Origin of the sequence: Paraburkholderia rhizosphaerae (assembly GCF_004366595.1) — a bacterium.
In the GTDB taxonomy this organism is placed as follows: Bacteria; Pseudomonadota; Gammaproteobacteria; order Burkholderiales; family Burkholderiaceae; genus Paraburkholderia; species Paraburkholderia rhizosphaerae.
The window spans coordinates 1-23123 of the sequence record NZ_SORE01000018.1; the positions used below are offsets into that span (position 1 = coordinate 1).

Here is a 23123-nt window from a genome sequence, read left to right on the forward strand (position 1 = left end):
CATCGCGACGCCTTCGGCCGGCCCTTCGAGCGGCTTGCCCATATACGTGACTTCGCCGTCAGTCGGCTCGATCAGCCCCGCGATGATGCGCAATAGCGTCGACTTGCCCGAGCCCGAACGGCCCAGCAGCCCGACGATTTCGCCTTCGCGCAGCGACAGGTTCACCCCATCGAGCACGAGCTGCTCGCCCTGCAGCTTGTCGAACCCGCGACGCACTTGCGCGACACGCAGCACCTCTTCGCCCAGGGTCGGTGTGTACTCAACCGCGTCATTCGATAGCACTTCAGCATTCAGCATGGGACCTCCTTTAGTCGAGCCGGAGTCGGGATTCGGCGTACGCATAGAGCGGGCGCCACAACGCGCGGTTGAAAAGCGTCACATATAGCGACATAACGGCAATACCGAGCACAATCTTTGGAAAATCGCCGGCGGCGGTGGTCTGCGCGATATACGCACCGAGTCCATGCGCGGAGATTTGCGTATCGCCCCACTGCACGTATTCGGCGACGATGCTCGCGTTCCACGCACCGCCCGAAGCAGTGATCGCGCCGGTGATGAAGTACGGAAAGACGCCTGGCAGCATGACCCGGCGCCACCATTGCCAGCCGCGAATGCGGAAGTTTCTGGCCGCTTCGCGATAGTCGTTCGGATAGGCGCTTGCGCCCGCAATCACGTTGAACAGGATGTACCACTGCGTGCCGAGCACCAGCAGCGGCGACAGCCAGATATCCGGGTTCAGATGGAAGCGCACGATCACGATCACGAACACCGGGAACAGCAGGTTCGCCGGGAACGCGGCCAGAAACTGCGCGACCGGCTGGATCTTTTCCGCGAGCGCCGGGCGCAGCCCGATCAGCACGCCGAGCGGCACCCAAACCAGCGAAGAGACGGCGATCAGCAGAAACACACGCAACAGTGTGAGCGAACCGAGTGCGAACACGTGCCCGACTTCGGTGAGCGTGACACCCGTCCTCACATAGCTGACCACGCGAACGACCGCATAGATCGCGGCAGCGAATACGATCACCGACCAGATCAGGTCGCCGAGCCGCTTCGCGTCGCTGCCCGGTGCGGCCGGCTTCGAAACCGCGCGCAGCGGCGGCGGCATGCGCAACGGCCAGCGCGCCGCGCGTGCAAGCATCCCGCCTGCCGGCACCAGCATCTGGTTGATCAGCCGCGTGCCGCGAATCATATCGAGCAGCCAGGACTGCGGCGCGTTGCTCGCACGCGTGGTCTCCATGCGGAACTTGTCGGACCATGCAACGAGCGGGCGAAACAAAAACTGGTCGTACGCGAGAATAACGACCGTCATCGCGAGAATCGCCCATCCGACCGCGCCCAGATTCTTTTGTTCGATCGACTGCGCGAGATAAGCACCGATGCCGGGCAGCACGATTGTATGGTTGCCGACCGTAATCGCCTCCGATGCGACGACGAAAAACCAGCCACCGGACATCGACATCATCATGTTCCAGACGAGGCCTGGCATTGCGAATGGCACCTCGAGCTTCCAGAAGCGCTGCCAGCCGGTCAGATGAAAGCCGCGCGACACTTCGACGAGATCGCGCGGCACCGTACGCAGCGACTGATAGAAGCTGAACGTCATGTTCCACGCCTGGCTCGTGAAGATCGCGAAGATCGTCGCGAGCTCCGCACCGAGCACACGGCCGGGAAAAAGCGCAAGAAAGAACGTCACCGTAAACGAGATGTAGCCGAGCACCGGCACCGACTGCAGGATGTCGAGAATCGGCACCAGCACCTGCGCGGCGCGGCGGCTCTTCGCGGCGAGCGTGCCGTACACCAGCGTGAAGATCAGCGACGCGACCATCGCCGCGAGCATGCGCAACGTCGTGCGCAGCGCGTACTCGGGCAGGTTCGACGCGCTCAGCGACACCGCGTGTTCCTGCAGCGTCGACATCGGTGCCCACGTCTGGTGCAGACCGCTTGCCGCCATCGCAATCGCGCAAAAGATCAGCGGAAAAGCGACGAAGTCCCAGCGGTTCGGCAGCACGCGCAACGCCGATGCGGGGACCGTCGGATTCGTATGGAATTTGAAGTTCATCGTGTACGTCACCGGACACTTGTTTTATTCGCAAGCGGCGGACCGAGGGTCCGCTCGCGAGGCGCTGCATGACGATCGCCTAACGGATACCCGGGTGTGGTCCGGGCGCGCCCGTAGGGCGAGGCCTTCGTAGACCGCTTGCAGCACCGGCTTTAGGGGACGACGCGCCGGCAGCGCGGCCGCCGTTAGTCGACCGCGCAGTTGGGTGGCGGCGCGTCGAGCCGTGCGACGCGCGAACGATTATCCGGCTTGGTCACCCGCCCTCAGGCGACGCCAGAAGGCGATCAGCCGATGAAATGCGCGCGGTTGCGACGCGGGCATCGCGACGAACGAGTCGTGCGACGCGAGAATGTCAGGCAGTTGAGGCAGCAAGAGAGCGAAGTTCATGAGGTTTCTCCAGGCGTCCAGCGGACGCAACATGCCGAAGCACGCAGACGGAGAGATCGCACACCCCACTTCGCTGAGGTGGACGTCTACCGGTTTGCTTCGGCCAAACAAAAATGGAATGTGGCTTGGCGTATGGGATAACAGTCACTTTCTGGCATTTCGACATCCTTACTGTTGAGAATCAGCGTGCCGGATCACGCCACGCGCCACGCACAGCCGACGCACGGGCGACGCCCACGTGAAGCGGACACGAACGGGCCGCATTGCGAATGCGAATTCGCAATGCCACCACCCGGACGCGCAAACACGCGTCCTGATGGACTGATAAGGTGCACGGAGATATTGCCAAGACGCGCACCGCCTGCCTGACGGCAGAACGGCGGCTGGGAAAGGAAGCGCGGACGTCCTGTCGTTCAGACAGCGAAACTGATCGGAGATCGACTACTACTGGAGTCCAATGACGGCCCCTTTTGTGAAGACTCGCGAATTCTAATAAGGCGGACATGGCCGCGTCAACACGAACCGTGCATCAGTGTCCGGCAGACCACGTAAACCTTCAAAGCTTTCATCTGCGCGCCCTGTGCGAAGCCATGCGCCGCGCGCTTCGCGGGCCGCTGCACAGCGAACCCATTTACGATAATTTTGCTTGCGGTGCTTTGACGGGCGTGACTAAAATCCGGCCGTCCTCAGCGTCGCGCGACTGGTTGAACACGGGGGTACTTATGGTCGTTCACGCAATTGTCATCCGCTACGCGAACGCGATGCGGTCCGCTCGCCCGCCCGATGCGCACGCCCGGCCGCAGCGAAAAAAGGTCGAGCAACGCAAACCACACGCATCGCCATCAAGGTTCGCACGCCTACGGGGTATCGCGCTGCCATTCGCGTTCTACAGCATCCAGGCGATTGCGCAGACCGATGACGTGCATCCGGCAAACGACACACAGACGGAGCCGCCCACGCAGGCATCCGCTCAAACTGCAACGCCGCCCGGACTGTGGAATCGCGCCACCCTGTTCGGCGATATCGGGGGGCTGCGCCCGTGGCTCGGCCAGTACGGCATTACGTTCGGCCTGCAGGAAACCAGCGAGTATCTGAACAACCTGTCCGGCGGCACCGCGCGCGGCGGCGCTTACGACGGGGTCACCGAGTTCAGTCTGGGCGTCGACACGCAAAAGGCGTTTGGCCTCGACGGCGGCATCTTCAATGTGTCGGGTCTGCAGATTCACGGCACCAGTATCAGCACACGCAATCTGCAAACGTTGCAGTTTGCGAGCGGTATCGAAGCGGACGCGACGACACGTCTGTGGGAATTGTGGTACCAGCAGGCATTCGCGGCCGGCCGGGTCGATATCAAGGTTGGCGAACAAAGCGTCGATCAGGAATTCATGACGAGCGAGTATGCGAGCACATTCATCAATGCCACTTTCGGCTGGTCCGCGCTGCCATCGGTCGATTTGCCCGCGGGCGGACCAACGTATCCGCTCGCTTCGCCCGGCGTGCGCGTGCGTGCGATGCCGGGCCACCAGGTCACGGTGCTGGCCGGCGTATTCGGCAGCAATCCGGCCGGCAATGGCACGGGCGATCCGCAACGACGCGATGCGCACGGCACGAACTTCAGTTTGCGCGATGGTGCGCTGATCATCGGTGAGATCCAGTATGCGTTCAATCCGCCGCCGGCCAATGCGTCCGATGCGCAAAATGCGGGCCTGCCGGGGACCTGGAAGCTTGGCTTCTGGTACGACACGCAATCGTTCGACGACCAGGGGTTCGCGAGCAATGGTGTATCGCTGGCGAGTCCCGACAGCAGCGGCATACCGCAGAGCCACCACGGCAACTGGAGCGTCTACGCCGTCGCGGACCAGATGGTCTGGCGCGACAGCAACGGCGGACCACGATCGGTCGGTGTATTCGCACGACTGATGGGCGGACCGGGCGACCGGAATCTCGTCGATTTCGGCGCCAATGCCGGTGTCACGCTCACGGCGCCGTTCAGAGGACGCGACAACGATGTCGCAGGCATCGCGGTCGGCTATGCGCGTATCGGCTCACATGCACGTGACCTCGCGAGCACGACCGCGCAGACGGTGCCCGGATTTCCGTCGCGCACCGCGGAGACGGTGATCGAAGCGACGTATCAGTATCAGATCGCGCCATGGTGGCAGTTGCAAGGCGACGCGCAGTATTTCTTCCGGCCGTCGGGCGGGATACCGAATCCGGACAATCCAGCTGAACGGATCGGCAATGCGTTTGTGATCGGCGTGAGGACGACGCTCACCTTCTAGCGCGCGACAAGTATCGGCATGAATGACGTTATGCGGCATAAAAACGCGCTAAACCTCGTTTAACAGGATTGACCAGCAATCCGAAAGTTGCAACGATCGGGCGGTCATTCCATGACGAGGGGACGCTCGATGAGCACGCAACGCAGATGGTTCTGCCCATGTTGCACCGATCCTTCGCAACGCGGCCAGGCGGGTTTCACGCGTCGGCAATTTCTCAGTGCCGCTGCTGCGCTCGCGGCTGCACCGGGCTTCGCGAATGCGCAAACGTCGGTCCCATCGATTCAATACGATTCGATCCCAAATCCCGTCACGCTGCCGGATAACATCTATTTCGGCGAATGCTCCGGTGTCGCGGTCAATTCGCATGGCCATATTTTCGTGCTTTCGCGCGGTAACTCGACTGGCCCCGCGTATGGTGCGGCCGCCGCGCAACTGCTCGAATTTGCGCCCAACGGCAAATTCGTGCGCGAGATCGGTCACAACCTGTATGCGTGGTCGTTTGCACACACAGTCAAGATCGATCGGCACGACAACATCTGGGTCACCGACAAGGGCTCGGACATGATCATCAAATTCACGCCCGAAGGACGCGTCGCGATGGTGTTCGGGCGCAAGCAGGAAGCATCGGACGAAGAGACCGCGCCGCTCAAACATCCGAATCCGCCGCTGCCCGCCGAACCCGGACGTTTCCGCCAGGTGACGGATGCCGCGTGGGACGCGTCGGGCAATACGTACATCAGCGACGGCTATATCAACTCGCGCGTCGCGAAGGTGGACAGCAACGGCACGTGGCTTAAATCGTGGGGAGAACGCGGCACCGGGCCGGGCCAGTTTCATACGCCGCACAGTATCGCGGTCGACGCGAACAACCATGTGTACGTCGCGGACCGCAGCAACCGGCGCATCCAGGTGTTTGACACAGATGGCAACTTTCAGCGTCAGTTCACGATCGACGTGCCCGTGCCGTCCGGCGCGCGTCCGGCGATCGGCAATATCCCGAGCGAAGCGGAAATCGCGGCCGGCACTTTTGCGCCGGGCTCGCCGTGGGCCATCTGCATTTCGCCGGGCCCGAACCCGGTGCTTTACAGCGCCGATGCTTTCCCCGGACGCATCTACAAACTGACGCTCGACGGCCAGCTGCTCGGCGTGCTCGGTGAGTCAGGCAAGCAGCTCAAGCAATTCGGCTGGATTCACGAAATGGCTTGTCCGTCGGAAAATGTGCTCTTCGTTGCGGAGCTTTTGAACTGGCGCGTGCAGAAGCTGGTTTTGCATGCGTGATACGCGACACGCGAGTCGTCCCGAAGCGCGCCACCGCGCTTGCGCTTATTGAGCACCTGGTTGTGCAGTTGCCGGCTTGTGAACGGGCGAGTTGAAACGGGTGGATTCCCTGACCAGTTGCTCCGTCATCGCCGCTGCAACCGGATTCGCGCCACCTCGGTTCGATGGGTCTGGACTGTCGTTCAGCGATACCGTCTTCGACATATCGGGCGGCGGCAGCGATGGATCGAGCTTCGCCGACTGCCTGACGAGCGCCTCTGTCATCGCGGCGGCCACCGCATTGTCTCCGCCCGGGTGTGCATCGCTTGAGCGCGCCGGGTTCGAAGCATATGCGCTGCGCGACGGCTGACGCGCCGCGGCTTCCACCGCCGGCTTGCGAGCATTCGTCACGTCGACTGTTTTAACCGGCTGTTGCCGCACGGTCACAGCAGGCATCTCTCTCGGAGGCGTGTTCGCAGCTGACATTGTGGGCGTGTTCGCAGCCGCGATAGAAGGTGCGCTCGCCACTGCGCGAGCGTTTCCGTTCAGCACATTGGGTACCGCAACCGGCCGCGGCGGTGGTGCTAGCGGTGCAGGCGACGGTGATGCCATGGCAACGGTACGGCTCGTATCGGTCGCCGAAGGTACCGTCGACGACGCGGGCGGTACGTTCGAGATCGTGCCCGCCGCGACTTGTGTGCCGCTGCCGCCGTCACCGGTTGCAGCGCGCTCGAGCGCCGCCGTTTTTACCGACTCCTCTACAGTCTGGTCGCTTTTTCCCGATGAATGGTCGCCTTGTGGGGACATGATGTAAAAAACGAACCCCAAATCGGCTGCAACCAGTACTGCGATGAGCGTCTTTCCTACTTTCGTCATATCTGAACCTGCGGACTACGCCATTGCAATCGATTCATTCATGATAGCCGACGTGTTCGCAAAACAACCCCCGCCGCGGCCTCGAAAAAAATTCGCAAGGCCGTGCGGTTTAGCCGAAATTCAGCTGAAAAAAGCGGGGATCTAACGCTTGCGCGAGTTCAGGACGCAGTTCGCATCGCGCGGTATTCGCGCCGCACGATGTCCATCAACTCGGCGACCGACGTGCTCGCGGCCTCGCGTTGATAGGTGACGCGGCCACGCTGCATCAACATCACACGGTCCGCGATATCAAGGGTCTGTGCATAGTTATGCATGATCATGATGATCGACAGATCGCCTTTAGCCTTCAGGCGCATGATCAGGTCGATGATCAAGCCGGCTTCGCGCGCGCCCATCGCGGCGAGTGGTTCGTCGAGCAGCAGGATCTTCGCATTCGAATGCACCGCGCGCGCAACCGCAATGGCCTGGCGCTGGCCGCCGGAAAGCTGCTCGACCGGTAGGTCCACCGAGGGCACGTGCACGCCGATTTCTTCGAGAAACTCTGCCGCACGGCTACGCATTGCGCGATTGTTCAACAGTGGAATCGGACCGCGATGGATGATCTCGCGATTCAGAAACATGTTGTGGTAGATGCTCAGCGAGTTCGCGAGCGCGAGATCCTGATACACGCACTCGATGCCAAGCAGGCGCGCATGGTCGACCGAGCGCAGCAGCGTTTCCTCGCCGTTGAGAAACAGCTTGCCGCTGGTCTGCTGATGAAACCCGGTGAGTATCTTGATCAGCGTCGACTTGCCCGCGCCGTTATCGCCAAGGATGCCGAGAATCTCGCCTTTTCTGAGCGTCAGCGACACACCATCGAGTGCGGTGACCGCCCCGAACCGCTTGACGATCTCTTCGCCGCGCAGTGCTTCTACCGGCACGTCGGACATCATCGATCTCCCTTGCGCGCCAGCCGGACGACGTGAATATTGAAGATCATCGCCGCGAGAATCGAAGCGCCGAGAATCATATTGAACGTGAACGCGTTGATGCCGATCAGCGTGAACCCGTCGCTCAGGATGCCGAGCACCGCCGCCCCGATCAGCCCGCCGATAATCGTACCCGAGCCGCCCGCGAGCGGAGTGCCGCCGATCACCCCCGCGGCGACCGCGAGAAACATGATCTGATTGCCACCCGCTTGCGGATCGATCGACGCAATGCGGAAGCCTTCGAGAATACCGGTCAGCCCGGCGAGCACCGCCGCGATCATGAAGTTGCCGAGCTTCAGCCGATGAATACGGATACCCGCTTCGCTCGAACCCAGCGGATTCGCGCCCGACGCGACCGTATGCAAGCCCCAGCGCGTGTGCCGCAACACCACATGCATGAAGGCGGCGATCACGACCGCCCAGATGATTTCGCTATACCCCCATGCGCCCATCAAATTCGCGAGAAGCGTGTTTTCAGGTGCGGGAACCGGCGTGCCCTGTGAAATCGTCAGCGTGAAGCCGTTTACGAAGAACAGCGTGCCGAGCGTCGTGACGAACGATGGAATCCGCAGGTAAACCGTCACGGCGCCGTTTATAAACCCGACCACCGCCGCCGCGGCGAGGCCCGCCAATATCGCAAGCCAGACCGGAAAGCCCGCTTCGATTGCGAAATGCATGACGAACGGCGCAAGCGCGAAGACCATCCCGGCCGACAGATCGATTTCTCCGCCGATCATCAGCATGATTTCGCCGAACGCGATGATCGCGACCGGCGCGATGAACTGCGACAGGTTCTGCAGACTCGCGTTCGACAGCAGAAAGTCGTGATTCACAATCTGGAAGTACGCGCTTAGCAGCAGCGCGACCACGAGAATGCGAATCTCACTCGAACGCAACAGCGACCGCGACCTACGTCGCGGCCGTGCGTCGGTTTTTTGCTGATCCACCGCTGAAGACGTCAACTTTTAATCGCTCCGGTGCGCGGGACAATTTGCGGCTTCTGGCTCTTGCCTTCGAAACGCGTCGACGTCGTCAGGTACGGTTCGACGTTGTCCTTCGTGACGAACTTGAGGCCAGTGTTCACATCGGCCGGGCCGACAAGGCCGCCGGACGCGAGGTAGATAAACGCCTGGATCACCGTGTAGAAGCCCTGCACGTACGGCTGCTGGTCGATCGTGAAGTCGAGGTAGCCGTCCTTGATCAGCTGAACCGTGCGCGGCAGCAGGTCGAAGCCGCCGCCATGCACGCCTTTCGAAGGCAGGTTGTTCTCCTTCATCACCTCCGCGACGCCTTGCGTGCTGCCCGCATCGACTGCAAACATGCCTTTGAGGTCCTGATGACCCAGGTAGAACGCCTTGATCTTCGACAGTTCTTCGTTAACCGTCGCACCCGTCGCTATGGTCTGGATGTCGATCTTCTTGCCCGACTTCTTGATCGCCGCCGTCGCGCCATCGAGCCGCGGCTGGATATTCAGCTGCCCCGGTGTTGCGATAAAGAGCGCGACCAGACCGCTATCGATCAGGCTCACAATGCGCTCGCCCATCTGATAGCCGGACAGATACAGATCCTGGCCGATATACGACAGGCGCGGATTGCCCGAGCCTTGCGGCGCGTCGGCGTTATAAGCGAACACCGGAATGCCCGCGTCGAGCGCCGACTGGATCGGCTTGTTGAATGCTTTGGGATCGACGATCGGCACCGCGATCGCATCGGCTTTTGCTGCCACGGCGGCATTCACCGCGTTGACCATCTCCGCAATATCGGCGTTGGCTGAACCGGTCCACTGGTAGTCCATGCCGAGCAACGCGGTGGAGTCCTGAATGCCGTATTGGGTCGGCACGAAGAACGGGTTCGTCGTGACGTGATTGACGAAGACGATTTTCCAGCGTTTGTGACTCGGGAACGGCGCGGCTTCCGCAGCCTGTGCCGGCGTGATTGCTCCGCCTAGCAGCGCCAGTGCGGCGCCCAATCCGGCGCCTTGCAGCAATCCACGACGCATTTCCTGCACATCTTCCCCATCGCGCTCCGGCTTTCCGGCCATGTCATCCTCCAGTCTCTTAGTTATTAAGCTTGCTGTGCATGACGGCGCAGGCCAGGAAAGCGCCGGAGCCGGACATCAATACACCTTACAAACCACGTGCATGCGTGTGCTCCTGACAACTGCGGAAAATCCTATATCACCGACTTAGGCCAATTAATCAATGTATACCCTAAAGTAGTCCGACTATTGGGATGCAGCCGGAGCGCATCGGGTTTCCACTATCCACGCTCGAACGGCGCACGCTACCCGAGGCTTCGGCGCTGACACGCGGTTGACACGCGGCTGACACGCAATCAGCATCACGAACCAACAGAGCGAACTGGCTTGCGTGTCTACCGACGCTTGTCTACCCCCCTTGGTAGATATCGCAAGACAAGCCGACTGTGCAGCGCGCTCCATTCCTCGCCCGTCCGGAACCGCTCGATCCACCGGGCTGAGGGCCGGTCGCGTCGTAGTCGTAGCGCTCCATCGACGGCTGTTGCATCGCGGCCGGTTGGGCCATCGTTGAGCCTTGCGACATTTGTGGGTCCGCACTTGCCGGCGACTGCGATGTCTGCGAATACGCAACACCGGAAATGGCCGACAGCGTGGTGACTGCCAACACAGAAGCAATAGAAACTTTCATTGTGTTCACCCGCATTCGAAATGCAATACGCAGCCATTCGATAAGGATGGCAAAGCGAATCGCGTGAGTGGGAAAAACAGATACTGAAAGCCGTTCGTATCGACTTAGCTACTGCTTGCCGATTGCAGGAAAGGGAGCCGGCACGGCGAGGCTCGAAATACGCTCCACACGACGGAGCGCGAAAGCGTGATGAAAGACGGTACGTGCGCAAAAAGTAATCTGCTTTCTGTTATTGATGCACGTGCCAAAGAGCCGATATTGAAGTCGTATTCGGAAAGGCAGTTCGTTCTTTTCTTCAAGTTATAGGCACGTCCTGTTCGAAAATCCAGCGCGCATTCATCAATGCACGAGATTCTATTCAACTACATCGCGCGCATGCACGGTATTCGACGCGATGCGCGTGCAGCCCGCACGGAGCAGACTGCACGCGAAGCGGTGCTGCATCGATCAGCGCCGCCGCATCATGCGGGCTGTGCCGCGCGAACCGTGAAGACCGCGACGAGCCCGGCGACGATCGCCGCCATTCCGGCGAGGCCCGGCCACGTCAGCGCATGACCGAGAAACGCGTAGTCCATCAGCGCGGTCACGACAGGCACCAGATAGAACAGGCTGGTCATGTTGACGAGGTTGCGATGCCGGATCAGCCTGTACAGCAGCAGTTGCGCGACGACTGAAATCACAACGGCGAGCCACAGCAGCGGCACGAGAAAGCGCACGTTCCATTCGAACGACCATGGCTCAAACGCGATGAAGGCGACGCACATCAGCAGTGCAATGCCATATTGCAGCGGCAGCACATCAGCCGGCGTCTGGTGTATGCGCTTTTGCAGAATCGCGCCGAACGTAATGCAAAGCAGCGCACCTAGTGCGAACGCGGAGCCTGCATTCGCGATGCTCGTATCGGTGAAGCTTCCATAGAGCACCAGCACGAGACCGGACAGCGCAGCCACGAGTCCGAGCAGTCGGCGCATCGAAAAGCGCCGTTCCAGCAACAGCAGCGTCAGGATCGGCTGCGCGCCGAGTATGACGCCCATTACGCCCGGGTTCACGCCATGCGCGAGCGCCATGAAGTAGTTGATCGAGTAGCCACCGACCATCAACGCGCCGGCCGCGCACACCTGAACCCGTGTGCCGCGCGCCGGCAGCCATTGCCGACGCCGTGCTCCGATGATGAGCAGCACGCACAACGCGAGCGCAAAGCGCATCACGAGAAACGCGACAGCCGACGCGTGAGCGAGTCCCAGCGACGTAAAGATCGCGCCGCTACTCCAGAGCAGCACGAAAAGCGTGGTCGAGCTGTGCGAAGCCCAGCCCCTTGCAGATAAGGACATGATTTGAGTACCTGTCGAAGAAACGAACAGGCTTCCGCGCGGATGCAAAAGCACCCGATATTCGACGTTCGAAAGTGAAACGCGGAAACCGCCGGATGGACCGAATTAGTCCTGCGCGAATGCAACCGGCGGCGGAGGGCAAGCAGTAGACGCAGCACCGCCGGTCATTCGGAGCGGCGGCGCCAGCGGAGGGGCGAGCTGCAAAATGAGCGCGCACGCACGACCGGCAGCCGGCACGGCTGCGGGTGTTTCGATCGACATGTGCGTGGCGTTGAGCATCACTGTTCAAGATGAAATGCCGGAGCGGCATTGGCCGTCACTCTGACATGACGTGCCTACCGCGTCAATCCGGCATATACGAAGCGCGTTACTGCGGCGCACCCTCTTTTTGCTGAGCAAGAATCTGCCGGATCGCCTGCTCGAAGGCTTCTGCGGGTTGTCCGCCGGTTACCAGGTAGCGATGGTTGAAGATAATCGCCGGAACCGAGTGGATGCCCATCGCCTGCGTTTCCTGCTCGTCCGCGCGAACGGCATCCGCGAAGTCACTTCCTTCGAGGATCTCGCGGGCCTCCTGTGCATCCAGTCCGACCGATTGCGCGGCCTCGATCAGCACACGATGGTCGCTCACATCTTTGCCGTCGCCATGGTAAGCCTGCATCAGCGCCATCTGCAGCGGCAACTGCCTGTCTTTGGGCTGCGCCCATTGCAGCAGCCGGTGCGCATCGAACGTGTTGTAGACAAACTTGCGTTCACCAAATGCAAAGCCGACGTCCGCGCCACGCTCGCGAAGCATCGCCTGCGTTTGTGCGATCTGCTCAGGCGTACGGCCATATTTCTTGCCGATGTATTCGATGATGTTCTGCCCTTCCGGGCCCATTTGCGGATTCAGCTCGAACGCATGCATCACCCATTCGGGGTCAACCTCATCACCGAGCCGGGACAGCGCGAGTTGCAATGAAGACAGGCCGACCGCGCACCATGGGCACGCAATGTCGGAGATAAAGTCGATTTTTAGCGGGGTCATCGTGTTCCTGTTCGGGAAGAGCTTTCGCCAGGATCGCCCGGTCATACAAGGCGGCGAACGCGAACAGGTTAGCGCGATTTCGCAACGTTTGCTGAACCCCAACTCGTCGTGATAAACAAACGGCCGGTCTTGCGACCGGCCGTTGCCCGTTCTCTCAACATCGGTGACGTCTGTTTAACGCGGCTTATGCACGCTCGGGCAAGTCGAAGCGATCGAGATTCATCACCTTGTCCCAGCACGCGACGAAGTCACGCACAAACTTCTCGCCCGCATCCGAGCTGCCATACACTTCCGCGAGCGCACGCAACTGCGAGTTCGAACCGAACACCAGGTCGACACGCGTGCCGGTCCACTTGAGCGCACCGGTGGCGCGATCGCGGCCTTCGAACACCTGCTGGGCATCCGATACCGGCTTCCACACGGTGCCCATGTCGAGCAGGTTCACGAAGAAGTCGTTGGTCAGCGCTTCAGGACGTTTTGTCAGCACACCATGCTTCGAGCGGTCGAAGTTGGTGTTCAACACACGCATGCCGCCGAGCAGCACCGTCATCTGCGGTGCGGTCAACGTCAGCAATTGCGCCTTGTCGACCAGCAACGCCTCGTCCGACATCGGCTGCTTGCCGTTCACGTAATTGCGAAAACCGTCCGCTTTAGGCTCGAGCATGCCGACCGACACCACGTCGGTCTGTTCCTGCGACGCGTCCATGCGGCCAGGCTTGAACGGAACCGTCACCGTATGCCCGCCATTCTTCGCGGCCTGTTCGACACCCGCGCAGCCGGCCAGCACGATCAGGTCAGCAAGGGACACCTTCTTGCCGCCGGACTGCGCACTGTTGAAGTCGCGCTGAATACCTTCCAGCGTGCGCAGCACCTTGGACAACTGGGCAGGCTGATTGACTTCCCAATCCTTCTGCGGCGCGAGACGAACGCGCGCACCGTTCGCGCCGCCGCGCTTGTCGGAACCGCGGAAGCTCGAGGCGGCCGCCCACGCGGTCGACACCAGCTGCGAAACGGTCAAGCCAGACGCGAGCACCTTGCCTTTCAACGCCGCGATGTCCTTATCATCGATCAGTTTGTGATCGAGCGCCGGAATCGGGTCTTGCCAGATCAGCTCTTCCTTCGGCACTTCCGGGCCGAGATAGCGTGCCCGAGGGCCCATGTCGCGGTGCGTGAGCTTGAACCACGCGCGCGCGAACGCGTCCGCGAATTCATCCGGATGCTCGTAGAAGCGCCTTGAGATCTTTTCGTATGCGGGATCGAGCCGCAGCGACAGGTCAGTCGTCAGCATCGACGGCGAGCGACGTTTGGACGGGTCGTGCGGGTCCGGCACCGTATCGGCGCCCGCGCCGCCCTTTGGCGTCCATTGATGCGCGCCGGCCGGGCTCTTCGTCAGTTCCCATTCATAGCTGAACAGGTTCTTGAAGAAGCCGATGCCCCATTGCGTCGGCGTCGTAGTCCAGATCACTTCGAGGCCGCTGCCGATTGTGTCGTTGCCCATGCCGGTGCCATAGCTGCTCTTCCAGCCCAGCCCCTGTTCCTCGAGGCTCGCTGCTTCCGGCACAGGCCCGACATGGGACGCGGGACCGGCGCCATGCGTCTTGCCGAACGTGTGGCCGCCCGCGATCAACGCGACCGTTTCCGCGTCGTCCATCGCCATGCGGCCGAAGGTCTCGCGAATATCGCGCGCGGCCGCGAGCGGATCGGGTGTGCCGTTCGGGCCTTCAGGATTGACGTAGATCAGCCCCATCTGCACCGCCGCGAGCGGATTGTTCAGCGCGCGATCGCCCGTATAGCGCCTGTCTTCGAGCCATACGGATTCCGGGCCCCAGTTCACGTCTTCCTGCGGTTCGTAGACGTCTTCGCGCCCACCGCCGAAACCGAACGTCTTGAAGCCCATCGATTCCAGCGCGACGTTGCCCGTGAGAATGATCAGATCGGCCCACGAAAGCTTCTTGCCGTACTTCTGCTTGATCGGCCAGATCAGCCTGCGTGCCTTGTCGAGACTCACGTTGTCGGGCCAGCTGTTGAGCGGCGCGAAGCGCTGCTGGCCGGAACCGGCGCCGCCACGTCCATCGCCGACGCGATAGGTGCCCGCGCTGTGCCACGCCATGCGAATAAAGAAAGGCCCGTAGTGGCCGAAGTCCGCCGGCCACCACGCCTGCGAGTCGGTCATTAACGCCAGCAGATCTTTCTTTACCGCGGCGAGATCAAGGCTGTTGAATTCCTTCGCGTAGTTGAAGTCCTTGTCCATCGGGTCCGTAAGCGGCGAACCCTGATTCAGGATCCTGAGGTTCAGCTGATCAGGCCACCAGTCCCGGTTCGACATGCCGCTCGAATGCAGGACCGGGCATTTTGCTTCAGTTGACATGCGTATGCTCCTTTGATCGTTTGCCAACCCGCCACTTCGTCCCGGAGTGGGCGCCGTTCGTGGAGAGCGTCGAGGAACCACAGCGATACGTCCCACCAACGCACTAGCGCTGTGAGCAAATCAGCCGTATCGCTCCTCACCTGGCATAGCGATTTCGCGGAGTTTGCCTGAGCGGCTTTTCCGTCGCGCCTGATCGGCATCGCAGGCGCTGTGTGTGCCGAGCATTTGCGCCGATGCGTACGCAATTCACACCGCATCGGCGCCGGCTCAAAGGCATTTGAATGATATATCCGCTTTCAGCAACTGGCTCGACGGATCAGGATCGCACAGCCCCTTGACGACCAGAATGTGATGACGCCCGTCGCCAACTGCATACGCACATGCGAAACCATACGGATTCAGCGACACTAAGCATCATCCCGTTTGCTAACGAAGCGATCGCGGTCGCCTGTCGCGATCGCGCCTGTTCGCCATTGACGTGCCGGTCGCATGGTTTCTGTTCATATGATCTATCACGCGGTTGCATAGGAGTCACCGGTTACATGCGGCAACGCATCGCGCTGAACGCGCAGCTGCGCGAACGGCCGTAAGCGCTGACATAACAGCAAGCACACTCACCCGTGGAGGACCCTATGGCCCGCCTGCTTTCCGTGAACGTCGGACTGCCCCGCAACATCGAGTGGAAAGGCCGCACGGTGTACACCGGCATCTGGAAGAACCCTGTGCAGGGCCGCTGCCGCGCCAGTCGACTGAACCTTGCCGGCGACGGTCAAGGCGATCTCGGCGGGCACGGCGGCGAGCAGCGCGCGGTATTCGTCTATCAGATCGAATCGTATCGACACTGGCAGCAGCAACTGAAGCGAAGCGATTTCGCGTACGGGCAGTTCGGTGAGAACTTCACGATCGAAGGCTGGCCGGATAGCGATGTCTGCATCGGCGACCGCTTCAAGATTGGCGACGCGTTGTTCGAAGTCACGCAACCGCGCGTTACCTGTTATCGCGTCGGCATCCGAACCAACGAGCCGCGCATGCCCGCGTTGCTGACTTCGAGCGGCAGGCCGGGGTTTTATCTCCGCGTGCTGCAGGAGGGCGACGTTGCCGCCGGCGACGAAATCGTGAAGGTCGGCGAAGCGCAAGAACGCATGACCGTCGCTGAAATCAACGCGCTTCTGTATTCGCCGCATCATCCGCGCGAACAGCTGGAACGCGCGCTACGCATCGAAGCGCTGTCACCCGGATGGCGCGGGTCGTTCGACGCACTGCTGCGTGGCGACGCAAGCGGCACGACGAACGGCAATGCCGGGCTAGCGCCGGCCGCCGCCGCGCATCCGGTGGCGCCTGGATTCCGTCCGCTGAGTGTCACGGCAATCGATCAGGAATCCGCGGACGTTCTGTCAATCACGCTTGCGGCCACCGACGCGCAGCCGCTGCAAATGGCGCTGCCCGGTCAGTACGTGGTGTTGCGTCTGCGCCGGCCAACGGACGGCTCAACGTTCTTTCGCAGTTACTCGCTGTCGGGCGCGCTTTCGACGCAGTGCTATCGGATCAGCGTGAAGCTCGAACCGAATGGCGCAGGGGGAACGTTTCTGCATAAGCACGTGCACGTCGGCGATACGCTTGAGGTCAGCGCGCCGCGCGGCAGTTTCATCTTGCAGCACGGCGACCATCCGGTGGTGCTGCTTAGCGCCGGCATCGGCGCAACCCCGGTGCTCGCGATGCTGCACGCACTGTCGGCCGCGAATTCGACGCGCCAGGTCTGGTGGCTGCACGGCACGCGTGATCGGCAACACCATGCGTTTGCGCGCGAAGCGACGCGTCTCGTGCATACGCTGGCGCATGGCCGCAGCTATGTCTGTTACAGCAGGCCGGACTCAAGCGATCGGATCGGCGACGATTTCGACGCAACGGGACGTCTGTCGCGTTCGGCGCTCGACGAAGCGGGCGTGCCGCGCAATGCCGATTTCTATATGTGCGGGCCGACCGGCTTCATGGCGGAGATCAAGGAAACGCTTGCCGCTTTCGGCGCTCGGCCGGAACAGATTTACGCCGAAATCTTCAACGGCGGCGAATCGATGACGCCCGGCATTGTCGGCGCTGCGTCGCGCGCGCCGCATGTACCCAAGGATGACGCGAACACCGGCCCGCTCGTATCGTTCGCGCGCAGCGGCATCGCCGCGCACTGGAACGCCGCGGTCTATCCGAGCATCCTCGAGCTCGCCGAAGCGTGCGATGTGCCGGTGCGCTGGTCGTGCCGCACCGGCGTGTGCCACAACTGTGAAACCGGACTGGTGTCGGGGAACGTCGCTTACGGGCCCGACCCGCTCGACCTGCCTGCCGGCGGTAATCTGCTGGTTTGCTGTTCGCAGCCTGTCGACGATGTGGTCATCGACCTTTGAACTTTGACGTTCGATCCAGGCAGCACGCGCAAATGGCCGCAACAAGCCGGGTCTTTCGACGCGGCGAACCGGAACACCCGCACCTTGCAAAACACCTTCTACCAGGCATCAATCGATCGACGTTCGAATCACAAAATGCTGACGATCGATCAGTGATGCTCAACAAGCTCAAACTTAATCCGCTGTAAGCGGACTGCCTTTTCGTTGCCATACACGCTTTGCATGATCGACGAGGTTTCCTTGCCGGCTTGATTCGCCGGCTACCGCGTGCGCGGACTTGCGGCCATAAGCCTCCGGTTCGAAGCACGGCCTGCCTCACGCATCCCGCTCCAACGCATCGTCCCGATCGGCTTTCCCAGAGCCCGTGCATCGGCTCGCCAGAACAGCCTTTTCCTCGCATCCACGGAGTCAGTTCATGCAAAGCTATCTTCGCCCCCCGCTTTCCGTTCGTGCCGCGCATGCGGCAGCCCTGTCGTTCTGCGCAGTCGCACTCGCGCTTGCAGGGTCATCCGCGCAAGCACAAACGCAAGCGCAAACCCAGTCGGCAGCGTCTGCCAGCGCGAACGTAGTCGCCTCTAGCGCCGCGTTCGGTTCGTTCGATCCAACCCTGCTGGTCGTCAGCCGAAGCGTCTATGACAACCTGTCGAGCAACGTGCAGGTCGGCGAAATTCTGCCACCGGGTTGCGCCAGCACGCAGGCAGGCTGCCCCGCCAGTGGCGCCGCGTTCGACGGTGCGTATCCGTTCGTATGGAACAACGTGATCGGCGATCCGAGCTTCGGCGTCACGTCGAGAATTTTCCTTGACCAGATCACGCCGGCCGGCGGCCTTGTGCGGACCCTCGAAGTGCCGAACAGCCTGAACGGAGCGGGCCAGAAAGGTCAGCTCGTCACGAGCTTCAGCTCGAAATCGGAGCTCGCATTGAATCTGTCGACCGATGGCCGGTTTCTGACCTTTATGGGTTACGTCGCGCCCGTCAATACGATCGACGCGTCGAACTCGAACACGCCGGGCGCAATCGACGCGACCGATCCGGTCGGCGAGCAGTTCTTCCGTGCCGTGGCCCGCGTCGATCGCGAAGGCCATTTCACTTTCACCGAAACCAACGCGTATAGCGGCAATAACGGACGCAGCGCGATCCTGAACGACAGCAACGGCGCTCACGTGATCTACACGGCCGGCAATGCGGGCAACGGATCGAATCCGCAACCCACCGGCGTGGTGCTCGGCGCGGGCGCGCAGTTGATCGACCCGGCGAATCAGCCGGAAACGAAGCAGAACCCGGGCACACCGACGCCCCTTGCGAGCTTCTCGATCACGCAACTCGGTGCGGCCGCCGACAAGGTTGGCAAGGATGACAACTTCCGTGGGTTGACCGTATTCAACAACGTCGTCTATCTGACCAAAGGTAGCGGCAGCAATGGCGTGAATACCGTCTATTTCGTCGATACGACCGGCAAGGCCTGCCCGTCGGGTATCGGCCTGCCGTCGCCGCACGCGACACTGCCGACCAGGCCGCTGAACGTCGACCCGGCGACTCTGCAGTCGACCGGTTTGCCGGGCAACATGTGCGTGCTGGCAGGTTTCCCGGCCACGCCGAACAAGATGGCGACCACCCAGGCGTTCCCGTTCGGTATCTGGTTTGCGGACGCGAATACGCTTTACGTCGCGGACGAAGGCGATGGCTTCGCGAGCGACGCGACACTCTATACGCACGCGGCCGCGCAAACGGCAGCCGGCTTGCAGAAGTGGGTGTTCGATGCGCGCGCGAAGACATGGAAGCTTGCGTACACGCTGCAAAACGGGCTCAACCTCGGGATTGCCTATACGGTGCCGGGCTACCCGAACGGCAACAACGCCGCGACCGGATTGCCATGGTCGCCTGCGACCGACGGTCTGCGCAATATCACCGGACACGTCGCGAACGACGGCACCGTGACGATCTGGGGCATCACGTCGACCGTCAGCGGCAACGGCGACACTGGCGCCGACCCGAACCGGCTGGTGGCGATCCGCGACATCGTCGGCAACACGAGCGCACGCGGCGCGGGTCAGGAACGCTTCATCACGCTGCGCAATGCAGGCTTCGGTGAAGTGCTGCGCGGCGTGTCCCTCGCCCCGACCGGGAACGCAGCGCCGCAGTTCTGATATCGGACACGGCCACTCTCTTTATCGGAGAGTGGCCATGACCATGCAGCAATTTAGAACGTGTGACGCAAGCCCAAAGTCACCGCAACCTGGTTCGGCGTGGTCGATGCAGCAGGCAAGCCGCTGATGATCGCGCCAAGCGCCAGCCCGTCCTGCGTGATGTGCTGGTATTCCGTTTGCACATACACCTGCGTGCGCACCGATAACAGATACGCGAGTTGCAGGTTGACCTGATCCCAGTGCGGATGCGCGGCATTGAGGCTGCCATCGGTATGCACGTAGCCGGCGGCGATGGTCCAAGGCGTGCCGAGCGTGTACCTGCCGTTCACTTCATAGTTGTTAAAGCGCACACTGCCGCCGTTAAGCGCGAAGCCATTCGACAGACCCGACTCACCCGCTGAGATGCCGAATGCGTTGTCGAGCAGCGTCTGCGTAAACACGAAGTTGGTCGTCACAGGGCCGAATGTGTACGCCACGCCGGCGCCCCATGTCCGTTGCCGGTCCGCGAAAAGCGTCGCGTCACCATTGACCGCGCCATTCGTATTGGAAATCGCCGCGGACGTCAGATTCTGGTTGAGCTGCAAATACGCTGCCGAGACCGTCACGCCACCCAATGCGTAAGACCCGCCGAAACTGTACGCGCGATTGTTAGCGAAATCGCCCGCCGCGTTCGAAAAGCCGTACAACGCGCCGAGGTGCAGACCGTGAATGTCGGGGCTCTGATACTTGACCGAATTGTTGATGCGGAAGTCGTTGTCGAGGTTGTCGTTATCGAATGGGTGGGCGAAGAACGTGCCGCCGTATTGCGTACCGGTCAACGCGAGCGGTCCAAGGTAATCGACCACGCTGTCGTATTGACGGCCCAACGTCAGCGTGCCGTAGTGTGACGACCCGAGGCCGACATACGCTTGGCGTCCAAACAGGCGGCCGCCCTGGCGCAATGTGCCGTTGCTTGCATTAAAGCCGTTCTCGAGTCTGAAAATCGCGTTAAGGCCGCCACCGAGATCTTCGCTGCCGCGCAGGCCGAAGCGGGCGGTATTGATCGCGCCGTCGGTCTGCTGCCAGGTGCTATGGCCGGCCTGATTGTTCGTATAGCTAATCCCCTCATCGATGATCCCGTACAGCGTGATACTGCTTTGAGCATGCGCGTGACCGGCAAATGCACCGGCCACTGCGAGGCCCACCGTCATCTTCTTCATCTTCTCTCCGAAAGCACGGACATGGAATTTCACCAGGTTGCGCGACCTATCCTGAAAGATCGCGACAAGGTGTGAACGTAGTGCGGGGTGGATCGCGATCGTTAGGCACGTTAAGGACATCACCGCATTCGCAATGCGACGGGTCATCCCGCTTCCTGATCGCGCACGCATAGAGCACGGAGGTTGCAGTCACGTTCCGCGTGATCCGCTTGCATCCCGCTTCCGTAAGCACTCGATTAGCTGACCGGGCTGATCAATATGTGGACGAGATCTTTGATTCGTTTGAACAACATGTGGGATTTCGCTGTGCACGGCAGGCACGGCGTTCAGCGATTGCTTTCAGAGGTCGCTTCGTTTTCGATGTCGTCGCTGCTGGCAGGCCGTCCGCGCGCGATGCCTATCGCGCCGATCCATTTCATGGTCAGGCCGACGGATTTCCCATCCTTGACGACACTGAGAAACTTCGTAGTCCCGGTGACCCTGAAACTCCTGTCAGCGTCACGACAGTGTCAAAGGAATATTCCTGTAAGAGGAACTGCGGGCTAGCGGTTAAAATCCTGCATTCGAGTCTGCGCGCCGTGCGCCCGCGCCGGGTTAACCCGTCGGGCGCGGCGCCTATGCCAAGCTTTCAGCCGCTGCAGTCGCCTATTTTCGCGGGCCTCGACACGAGGTCGCGCGCGACGCAGGCCCTGATACGGAACCAACAGATAGTGAAATCGATTGACTGGAATACAGCTGGCGCCGCCTTTTTTTCCGGCGGCGTGCGAAGAACCGACCCAGTGAGCACTGACATGTCGCGTCGCCTGTCATTTGGCGCGGCCAGCAGGCGCATCGCGTTTGCAGTCGCATTAGCTGCGGGCCTGTGTGCGGCGTTGCCGCAGTCCGCGTCGGCCGCTCAGGATTGCCGCGCCGAGATTCCCGCTGCGCAACTGTCTGGGGCGGGCGAGTACCGGTTTCTCGGCCTTCATTTGTATGACGCGCAGCTTTGGGGTTCGCGGCTGCCGGTGAACTACGACACGCATTTCGCGCTGCAACTGACTTACACCACCTCCGCAACGCGTGAACGGCTCGCCACGCTCGGGCTCAACGAGATGAAGCGCCTCGCGCCGAAGCCATTGCCGGATTCGCTCATTGCGCGCTGGCGCGATGACATGCTGAAAGCTTTTGTCGACGTCGCGCCGGGCGACTGGCTATGCGGCGTGTTCCTGCCGGGCACCGGCGTGCGGTTCTTCGCGAACGGGGCGCCGACCGCGACAATCGAAGATACCGACTTCGCGAAGGCTTTCTTCAATATCTGGTTCGATCCTGCTACGCGGGCCAAAACGCTGAGGGCGAAACTTCTCGGCGGCAGCAGCTAAGCCGCGTTTCTGCGCGCGAGATTACTTACGGCGCAAGCGTCGCAAGACGCGACCCGGCGAACGGGTCCTTGCTCCAGTCGACCGCCGGACGGCGCTTGTCGGCCGGCTTGACCGGCGCTGCGATAGCGAAATGCTCGAGCGATTGGCCCGCGCTGGTCGCCTGCTGCAACCATTGCGGCATATTGCCTTTGCCGTCCCACGTGTCGCCGAATGCATTCCGGTAACGCACCGATTTCTGGCGGAGTCTGTCTTCCGCAAGGGCGGCGGCAACGTCGGCGGCCTTCATTCCGACTTTCGCCATCCGACGACGCAGATAGGCAATCATGCTTTCGCGTTTTCTCTCGTCCATTTTAAATCCCTCCGGGTTTTTGTCTGGTTCAGGTTTCGCGCCATTATTTTGCGGCGCTCACTGCTGATTCGATGGAGGAAGTATCCGTATTGCGAACGCCGGCGTCGAGTCGCGGCCGCAAAAAACACTATTGCATTTGGAATACCAGTCCCGCCTGTTGCGCCGATAAAGCGAAAAGCCGCGGCATCAAGCCGCGGCTTCGTGTGCTTCGCGTTAACGGATATGAAAGCTTCCGCCAATTCCAACGCTCACCGGCGGTCCGTAGTAATAAGCCGGATAACCGTAATAGGCCGGCGCCGGCGCATAGCCATACGGCGGCGCCACTACGCAACCACACAGGCCGCCAATCAGAGCGAGGGTAATCAATAGACGTGTCATCGGCTTGTCCCGCCAATTAATCAAGACAATTCCAGTCTAGTGCGTGAGGTGCGCCGCCAGGTTTCCCACGCACTTA

At 61.4% G+C, this 23123-nt stretch carries 18 protein-coding genes and 2 pseudogenes; 6 read left to right on the forward strand and 14 right to left on the reverse strand.

What is annotated here, in order from left to right; all coding sequences use genetic code 11:
• The 4 genes and pseudogenes from BX592_RS21975 to BX592_RS33935 form a co-directional block, all read right to left on the reverse strand.
• Positions 1 to 297 (reverse strand): ATP-binding cassette domain-containing protein (locus BX592_RS21975; RefSeq protein WP_134194475.1); only part of this gene is annotated, 297 nt, incomplete at its 3' end.
• A 10-nt stretch (positions 298 to 307) separates the two neighbouring features.
• A pseudogene (locus BX592_RS35245) lies at positions 308 to 1003 on the reverse strand (ABC transporter permease subunit); the annotation flags it as partial.
• A gap of 98 nt (positions 1004 to 1101) precedes the next feature.
• A pseudogene (locus BX592_RS35250) lies at positions 1102 to 2062 on the reverse strand (ABC transporter permease subunit); the annotation flags it as partial.
• A gap of 240 nt (positions 2063 to 2302) precedes the next feature.
• Entirely contained in the window at positions 2303 to 2449 is a 147-nt protein-coding gene (locus tag BX592_RS33935) for a hypothetical protein (RefSeq protein ID WP_166676420.1), read from the reverse strand.
• Between the two features lie 722 nt (positions 2450 to 3171).
• Here BX592_RS33935 and BX592_RS21985 point away from each other — a divergent pair.
• Positions 3172 to 4731, forward strand: coding sequence for a carbohydrate porin (locus BX592_RS21985; RefSeq protein WP_243849662.1), 1560 nt, complete (start codon positions 3172 to 3174; stop codon positions 4729 to 4731).
• A 129-nt stretch (positions 4732 to 4860) separates the two neighbouring features.
• Complete coding sequence (locus tag BX592_RS21990; RefSeq protein ID WP_134194479.1) at positions 4861 to 6009, forward strand: peptidyl-alpha-hydroxyglycine alpha-amidating lyase family protein; 1149 nt, start codon at positions 4861 to 4863, stop codon at positions 6007 to 6009.
• A 45-nt stretch (positions 6010 to 6054) separates the two neighbouring features.
• Here BX592_RS21990 and BX592_RS21995 read toward each other — a convergent pair whose 3' ends face one another.
• Positions 6055 to 6444 carry a hypothetical protein gene (locus BX592_RS21995; RefSeq protein ID WP_134194481.1) on the reverse strand — a complete coding sequence of 130 codons (390 nt, stop codon included), beginning with the start codon at positions 6442 to 6444 and terminating at the stop codon, positions 6055 to 6057.
• Positions 6445 to 6598: 154 nt separating this feature from the next.
• Here BX592_RS21995 and BX592_RS22000 point away from each other — a divergent pair, with 154 nt between their 5' ends.
• Positions 6599 to 6802, forward strand: a complete 204-nt coding sequence (locus tag BX592_RS22000; RefSeq protein ID WP_134194483.1) for a hypothetical protein — start codon at positions 6599 to 6601, stop codon at positions 6800 to 6802.
• A gap of 220 nt (positions 6803 to 7022) precedes the next feature.
• Here the strand turns inward: BX592_RS22000 and BX592_RS22005 are convergent, their stop codons facing one another.
• The 6 genes from BX592_RS22005 to katG all read right to left on the reverse strand — a co-directional run bounded on the left by BX592_RS22005 (position 7023) and on the right by katG (position 15221).
• Positions 7023 to 7793 carry an ATP-binding cassette domain-containing protein gene (locus BX592_RS22005; RefSeq protein ID WP_134194740.1) on the reverse strand — a complete coding sequence of 257 codons (771 nt, stop codon included), beginning with the start codon at positions 7791 to 7793 and terminating at the stop codon, positions 7023 to 7025.
• Positions 7793 to 8728 (reverse strand): ABC transporter permease, encoded by a 936-nt coding sequence (locus BX592_RS22010; protein WP_243849663.1) that lies wholly within the window; start codon positions 8726 to 8728, stop codon positions 7793 to 7795. The genes BX592_RS22005 and BX592_RS22010 overlap by 1 nt, the downstream gene beginning before the upstream one ends.
• 62 nt (positions 8729 to 8790) lie before the next feature.
• Positions 8791 to 9873 (reverse strand): sugar ABC transporter substrate-binding protein, encoded by a 1083-nt coding sequence (locus BX592_RS22015; RefSeq protein ID WP_134194487.1) that lies wholly within the window; start codon positions 9871 to 9873, stop codon positions 8791 to 8793.
• Positions 9874 to 10959: 1086 nt separating this feature from the next.
• The gene (locus BX592_RS22020; protein ID WP_134194489.1) at positions 10960 to 11829 is read right to left on the reverse strand and encodes a DMT family transporter; all 870 of its coding nucleotides are present in this window, start codon (positions 11827 to 11829) and stop codon (positions 10960 to 10962) included.
• A gap of 367 nt (positions 11830 to 12196) precedes the next feature.
• Positions 12197 to 12853 carry a DsbA family oxidoreductase gene (locus BX592_RS22025; RefSeq protein ID WP_134194491.1) on the reverse strand — a complete coding sequence of 219 codons (657 nt, stop codon included), beginning with the start codon at positions 12851 to 12853 and terminating at the stop codon, positions 12197 to 12199.
• A 184-nt stretch (positions 12854 to 13037) separates the two neighbouring features.
• On the reverse strand, positions 13038 to 15221 hold the full coding sequence (katG, locus tag BX592_RS22030) for a catalase/peroxidase HPI (RefSeq protein WP_134194493.1): 2184 nt from the start codon (positions 15219 to 15221) through the stop codon (positions 13038 to 13040).
• Positions 15222 to 15853: 632 nt separating this feature from the next.
• Here katG and BX592_RS22035 point away from each other — a divergent pair.
• Entirely contained in the window at positions 15854 to 17617 is a 1764-nt protein-coding gene (locus tag BX592_RS22035; RefSeq protein WP_134194495.1) for an MOSC and FAD-binding oxidoreductase domain-containing protein, read from the forward strand.
• A 415-nt stretch (positions 17618 to 18032) separates the two neighbouring features.
• Positions 18033 to 19763 carry a hypothetical protein gene (locus BX592_RS22040; protein ID WP_243849664.1) on the forward strand — a complete coding sequence of 577 codons (1731 nt, stop codon included), beginning with the start codon at positions 18033 to 18035 and terminating at the stop codon, positions 19761 to 19763.
• Positions 19764 to 19816: 53 nt separating this feature from the next.
• Here BX592_RS22040 and BX592_RS22045 read toward each other — a convergent pair whose 3' ends face one another.
• Positions 19817 to 20962 carry a porin gene (locus BX592_RS22045; protein WP_134194497.1) on the reverse strand — a complete coding sequence of 382 codons (1146 nt, stop codon included), beginning with the start codon at positions 20960 to 20962 and terminating at the stop codon, positions 19817 to 19819.
• A 260-nt stretch (positions 20963 to 21222) separates the two neighbouring features.
• Between BX592_RS22045 and BX592_RS34535 the strand changes: the two genes are divergently transcribed.
• A complete protein-coding gene (locus tag BX592_RS34535) occupies positions 21223 to 22320 on the forward strand; it encodes a chalcone isomerase family protein (RefSeq protein ID WP_243849665.1) in 1098 nt (365 codons plus the stop codon).
• 25 nt (positions 22321 to 22345) lie between these two features.
• Here BX592_RS34535 and BX592_RS22055 read toward each other — a convergent pair whose 3' ends face one another.
• Both BX592_RS22055 and BX592_RS33940 read right to left on the reverse strand, forming a co-directional pair.
• On the reverse strand, positions 22346 to 22669 hold the full coding sequence (locus tag BX592_RS22055) for an H-NS family nucleoid-associated regulatory protein (protein WP_134194499.1): 324 nt from the start codon (positions 22667 to 22669) through the stop codon (positions 22346 to 22348).
• 213 nt (positions 22670 to 22882) lie between these two features.
• Positions 22883 to 23047, reverse strand: a complete 165-nt coding sequence (locus BX592_RS33940) for a hypothetical protein (RefSeq protein ID WP_166676421.1) — start codon at positions 23045 to 23047, stop codon at positions 22883 to 22885.
• Positions 23048 to 23123: the final 76 nt, after the last annotated feature.